Here is a 5,321-nt window from a genome sequence, read left to right on the forward strand (position 1 = left end):
GAAGCGAGCGTGGGGGCCGTTTCATCTCAAACGGCCCAGCAGGCACAGCCGAAGGCGCCCCAGAAGCCCTTCGCGTCCGCAGTCGGCAACGCGCTGCTCCATGCGGTTGCGTGCGCGTGGCCATGCACGTTGCACGCACTCGCGCAGCCGCACGACGCCGCTGCCGCGGCGGCGCGCTGGAGCGGCGCGCCCTCGCGCTGGGTCGCGCCCCAGCCGCCATAACCGCCGTACGCGCGCACCGGCGACCAGTCCGGCATCGCGGGCGGAATCGGCGCGTCGTGCTGCGAGAACGGGCCCGCGCCCCAGACGATCTTGCCGCCCACCACCGTGAGCAACGCGGTGGTGTGGGGGATATCGTCCTCGGCGCACGCGAAGAAGTCGCGGTCCGGCACCATCAGGTCGGCGAGCTGACCGACCGCGATGCGGCCTTTCTTGCCTTCTTCGTTCGAGAACCAGGTGACGTACTCGGTCCACATGCGCAGGGCCGTCTCGCGGTCGAGCAGGTTGCGCTGCGGATACAGGCGCAGGCCGGCGACCGTCTTGCCGCTCACGAGCCACGCGAGCGAGACCCACGGGTTGTACGAGGCCACGCGCGTGGCGTCGGTGCCGGCCGAAACCTTGAGGCCCTTCTCCAGCATCTTCGCGACGGGCGGCGTGGCTTGCGCCGCCTCGGCGCCATAGCGCTCGACGAAGTACTCGCCCTGATAGGCCATCCGGTGCTGGACCGCGATGCCGCCGCCGAGCGCGGCGATGCGGTCCATCGAGCGCTCGGAAACGGTTTCGGCGTGGTCGAAGAACCAGTTGATCCCTTCGAGCGGGATGTCCTTGTTGACCTTCTCGTACACGTCCAGCGCGCGGCTGATGGTCTCGTCATAGGTCGCGTGCAGACGCCACGGCCAGCGATTCTGCGCGAGCACGCGTATCACGCCTTCGAGCTCGCCTTCCATCTCGGGCGGCAGCTCGGGACGCGCGACGCGGAAGTCCTCGAAGTCGGCCGCCGAAAACACCAGCATCTCGCCCGCGCCGTTGTGGCGGAAGTAGTCCGAGCCGTCGTGATAGCGGGTCGTGCTGGTCCAGTTCAGGAAGTCCTCTTTCTCGGCCTTCGGCTTTTGCGTAAAGAGGTTGTACGCGATGCGCACGGTCATCTCGCCCGCATCGTGAAGCTTGCGGATGATTTCGTAGTCGTCCGGGAAGTTCTGCGAGCCGCCGCCCGCGTCGATCACGCCGGTCACGCCCAGGCGGTTCAGCTCGCGCATGAAGTGGCGCGTCGAGTTGTACTGATACTCGGGCGGCAGCTTCGGCCCTTTCGCGAGCGTCGCGTACAGGATCGATGCATTCGGATTCGCGAGCAAGAGACCCGTGGGATTGCCCGAGCTGTCACGCAGAATCTTGCTGCCCGGAGGCTCCGGCGTGTCCTTCGTATAGCCGACCACGCGTAGCGCGGCGGCGTTGAGCAGCGCGCGATCGTAGAGATGCAGGATGAACACGGGCGTATCGGGCGCGACCGCGTTGAGCTCCTCGATGGTCGGCAGGCGCTTCTCTTCGAACTGATGCTCGGTGAAGCCGCCCACCACGCGCACCCATTGCGGCGCGGGCGTGATGGCCACCTGCTGCTCGAGCATCTCCATCGCCACGGCGAGCGAGCGCACGCCGTCCCAGCGCAGCTCCATGTTGTAGTTGAGACCGCCGCGGATCAGATGCAAGTGATTGTCGATCAGACCGGGCAATGCGGACCGGCCGCCCAGGTCGACGACGCGGGTCGAGTCGACCGCGAGCGGCATGACGTCGGCATCGCTGCCTACGGCAACGAAGCGGCCATTGGCGATCGCCACGGCTGAGGCGATCGGGTTCGAACGGTCGAGTGTCGTGAATCGTCCGTTATGCAGAATGAGATCGGGTTGGGTGCCGGTTGCGCTCATGTGCGTTTCCTTACTGGGCTAAATAGGCTCAATTCGCCAGATTCTCTGCATTCGATTAAAAGCCGAGCCATTGCTTGACTAGCGGAACGGCCTGTGCGCCGACCAGCATGCCGAACAGGCCGACGAGGGCAATCAGCGGCGGGGCGGGCGAGCGGACCTTGATCGCGCTGTAGATCACGCCTATGAGCACGCCCGCGCCGAGTGATACCAAATACGCTTGCATACGATCGGTCTCCGAACGATTGGAATGCAGGTCATTGCATCCCGGTTCGCGCCTCCGGGTCCATCTGCTCGCCCGCTTCGGCATGCGGCGCGCTCGCAGGGAACGCGCCGCAACGGCTTGCGCTGAAGCGAGCCACGCGCCTAGCGCGCGGGCACTGCCGGTTGCGACTCGTGTGGCGTAGCGGTGCGCTGCGCCGACTTGTGGACCATCGTGTAGGCATAGTCGATGCCCATGCCGTATGCGCCCGAGTGCTCCTTGGCGATCGCCATGACGGCGTCATAAGTCTCGCGGCGCGCCCAGTCGCGCTGCCATTCGAGCAGGACCTGCTGCCACGTGACGGGCACGACGCCCGCCTGAACCATGCGCTGCATCGCGTAGTCGTGCGCATCCCTGGACGTGCCGCCCGACGCATCGGCCACCATGTAGATCTCATAGCCGCCTTCGAGCATCGCGCAAAGCGCGAACGTCGTATTGCAGACTTCGGTCCACAGGCCCGCCACGACCACCTTCTTGCGGCCGTTCGCGGCAAGCGCGTCGCGCACCTTCTGGTCGTCCCACGAGTTCATCGAGGTGCGCTCGAGCGTCTTTTGATCCGGAAACACGTCGAGCAGCTCGGGATACGTGAATCCCGAGAAGCTTTCCGACTCGACGGTCGTGATCGTGGTCGGAATCTCGAACACCCTGGCCGCCTTGGCGAGACCGACGACATTGTTCTTGAGCGTCTGGCGGTCGATCGACTGCACGCCAAAGGCCATCTGCGGTTGCTGATCGATGATGATCAACTGGCTGTTTTGCGGAGTGAGTACTTCAAGCTTTGGATTGCTCATGACGCGTATGTCCTATGAATCGAAGAGAAATGAGACCGCCTCGTCGTAGTGACGACGCTGAGTCCATAGTGCATTGCGCTGGGGGGAGTGCTCATCCAGCCGCCCCCATTTGACACTGAAACACGGCGAAAGAACACCCAAGAAATGGAATTAATACGATTCCAGAAATTGCCCATTAAATCGCCTTAAAAGATCTTGATTAGCCTTTTCTTAATTAGCGAAACCCGATACGCTTTGGGCAAAATTGGCGTGTTGTGTCTATCCATGTCGTGCCTGTCACCATTCGGTCATCAACGAAGGCCGCATCATGAAACCGTACATTCTTTCGCTCTGCGCCGGCATCCTTGCCGGTGTCGTCTACGCCGTGATCAGCGTGCAATCGCCGGCCCCGCCCACCATTGCGCTGGTGGGTCTGCTCGGCATGCTGGCCGGAGAGCAGATCCTGCCACTCGCGCGGCGCATGCTATCGGGCCTCAAGCTTGGCGCGGCGTGGCGCGAGGCCAAGTGCAGCCAGCACATGTTCGGCTCGCTGCCGGGCGCGCACCTGCCCGATGTCGCCAGACGGGACGAGCAATCATCGTGAGGCATCCTCAATCACCGGCTGGCGCGTTGCGTGATCTGTCCGCGCGCCGATGAGCAACGTCGAGCTGTTTCACTACCTGCTGCTCCTGATCTGCGGCGCCGGCGCGCTGACCTGGCTTGCCGAGCGCATTGCCATCCCGCCCGCCGTCGTGCTGCTGCTGGGCGGCTGCGTGATTGCCGTTGCGGGCAAGCACGTGCCCGACATGGACCCGAACCTGCTGCTCGCAGCCGTGTTGCCGCCGCTGCTGATGTCGAGTTCGTTCTATACGGCATGGAAGGAATTCCGCGACGAGATTGGCACGATCGTTTCACTCGTGCTGGGCGCGGTGGTGTTCACGACCGTCGCGGTGGCCGTGGTCGTGCATGCCTGCAACCCGGGCTTGCCGTGGGCGGCCTGCTTTGCGCTGGGCGCGATCGTCTCGCCGCCCGATGCCGTTGCCGCGAAGGCGATCTTGCAGCGCTACCCGCTGCCCGTGAGACTCGTGGCCGTGCTGGAAGGCGAGAGTCTCGTGAACGACGCGTCGGGCCTGCTGCTTTACCAGATGGCGGTTTCGGCGGCGCTGGCCACCACGATCACAGTCGCGGGCGCGACGGGCACGTTCTTCACGCTGACGCTGATTGGCATCGCGCTCGGCCTCGCGTGCGGCCAGGCGATGTGCTGGGTGCTGCCGCGCCTGCACGACACGATGCTCGGCATTGTCGTGACCTTTGTGATGGCGTGGGCGAGCTACGGTATCGCGGAGGCGCTTGGCGGGTCGGGCGTGCTATCGGTCGTGACCTGCGGACTCGTGCTTGGCGTGCGGCAGCATCGTGTGTTCGATGCGGGCATGCGGATCAAGGCGAAGGCCACCTGGGAGGCGATCGTGTTCGTGCTCGATGCGCTCGTCTTCATTTTGATTGGCCTGGCGTTGCATGGGATTCTTGCGCGTGTCAATCATGAAAGCACCGTGTTGATAGCGGGCTTGTGGGTTGCGTTGCCGGCTACGCTGGCGGCGATTGTTGCGCGGCTCGTGTGGGTGTTCGCGGCGATATGGCTGCCGGGGCGCCTCAGGGCGAAACGCTCGGGGAGGCGGGCGTGGTCGTTCGCTGAGGCCGTCGTGTTGGGATGGGCCGGCATGCGCGGCGTCGTGAGTCTTGCTGCGGCGCTGGCTTTGCCGGCCGGGTTTCCTGGGCGGGACCTGATTATCTTTAGTACGTTCTTGCTGATTATCGCTACGCTGGTGTTGCAGGGCGGGAGTCTTGCGGCGTTGATCAAGGGACTTGAGTTGCGGCCTGCTGCGCGGCATACCATGTCGGAGCATGAGGCGCGGGAGCATACGTTTGGGGCGTCGCTTGCTGCGCTCGACGAGATTGGGAAGCGGGCTTCTGGGGTCGAGCGCACTACGCTTGAGCGGCTGCTTGCTGAGTATCGGATTCGTGTTTCCGCTAACAGGAGCGCACATGCTTCGGGGGCCGAGCGGGTCGAGCATCGCGCCCGGTTTTTGAGGGTCGAGCTTGAGCTCGTTGGTGTGTCGCGTGAGGCACTGCTCGGGTTGCATCGCGATGGCAAAATTGACGATGCTGTGTTGCATCGTATTGAGTCTGAGCTCGATTTTGAGGAGTTGAGGTTGTTGAGGTTGCTGGAGCCCTGAGGCGGGCTGGCCGGTGGTGCGATGGCCGTTGGCATTGGGCCGTTTGCTTTTGGCCGTTTGCTTTTGGCTTTTGGCCTTTGGCAGTTTGCCTTTGGCCTTTCCTTGTTTTGCATTCGGGATGCAGGCGTTGCCCCTGTGC

General features: G+C 63.9%; 5 protein-coding genes. 2 read left to right on the forward strand and 3 right to left on the reverse strand.

Annotated elements, in window-relative coordinates:
* Nucleotides 1–26: 26 nt before the first annotated feature.
* The 3 genes from BO1_RS47955 to BO1_RS47965 all read right to left on the reverse strand — a co-directional run bounded on the left by BO1_RS47955 (nucleotide 27) and on the right by BO1_RS47965 (nucleotide 2,969).
* A complete protein-coding gene (locus BO1_RS47955) occupies nucleotides 27–1,919 on the reverse strand; it encodes an amidohydrolase (RefSeq protein WP_028223658.1) in 1,893 nt (630 codons plus the stop codon).
* 55 nt (nucleotides 1,920–1,974) lie between these two features.
* Nucleotides 1,975–2,142 carry a DUF1427 family protein gene (locus BO1_RS55860; protein ID WP_043289218.1) on the reverse strand — a complete coding sequence of 56 codons (168 nt, stop codon included), beginning with the start codon at nucleotides 2,140–2,142 and terminating at the stop codon, nucleotides 1,975–1,977.
* A gap of 140 nt (nucleotides 2,143–2,282) precedes the next feature.
* Entirely contained in the window at nucleotides 2,283–2,969 is a 687-nt protein-coding gene (locus tag BO1_RS47965; protein ID WP_028223659.1) for a hydrolase, read from the reverse strand.
* A gap of 307 nt (nucleotides 2,970–3,276) precedes the next feature.
* Here BO1_RS47965 and BO1_RS47970 point away from each other — a divergent pair, with 307 nt between their 5' ends.
* Together BO1_RS47970 and BO1_RS47975 are read left to right on the forward strand one after the other, a co-directional pair.
* Complete coding sequence (locus BO1_RS47970) at nucleotides 3,277–3,552, forward strand: XapX domain-containing protein (RefSeq protein ID WP_028223660.1); 276 nt, start codon at nucleotides 3,277–3,279, stop codon at nucleotides 3,550–3,552.
* 49 nt (nucleotides 3,553–3,601) lie between these two features.
* Nucleotides 3,602–5,182, forward strand: coding sequence for a Na+/H+ antiporter (locus BO1_RS47975; protein WP_028223661.1), 1,581 nt, complete (start codon nucleotides 3,602–3,604; stop codon nucleotides 5,180–5,182).
* Nucleotides 5,183–5,321 lie beyond the last annotated feature (139 nt).

Source organism: Paraburkholderia oxyphila NBRC 105797 (assembly GCF_000685075.1).
GTDB classification, from domain to species: Bacteria; Pseudomonadota; Gammaproteobacteria; order Burkholderiales; family Burkholderiaceae; genus Paraburkholderia; species Paraburkholderia oxyphila.

Excerpts from the sequence above, each read along its gene's own strand:
- BO1_RS47970 (WP_028223660.1), top strand. The coding sequence starts at position 3,277 with ATGAAACCGTACATTCTTTCGCTCTGCGCCGGCATCCTTGCCGGTGTC.
- BO1_RS55860 (WP_043289218.1), bottom strand. The coding sequence starts at position 2,142 with ATGCAAGCGTATTTGGTATCACTCGGCGCGGGCGTGCTCATAGGCGTG.
- BO1_RS47965 (WP_028223659.1), bottom strand. The coding sequence starts at position 2,969 with ATGAGCAATCCAAAGCTTGAAGTACTCACTCCGCAAAACAGCCAGTTG.
- BO1_RS47955 (WP_028223658.1), bottom strand. The coding sequence starts at position 1,919 with ATGAGCGCAACCGGCACCCAACCCGATCTCATTCTGCATAACGGACGA.
- BO1_RS47975 (WP_028223661.1), top strand. The coding sequence starts at position 3,602 with ATGAGCAACGTCGAGCTGTTTCACTACCTGCTGCTCCTGATCTGCGGC.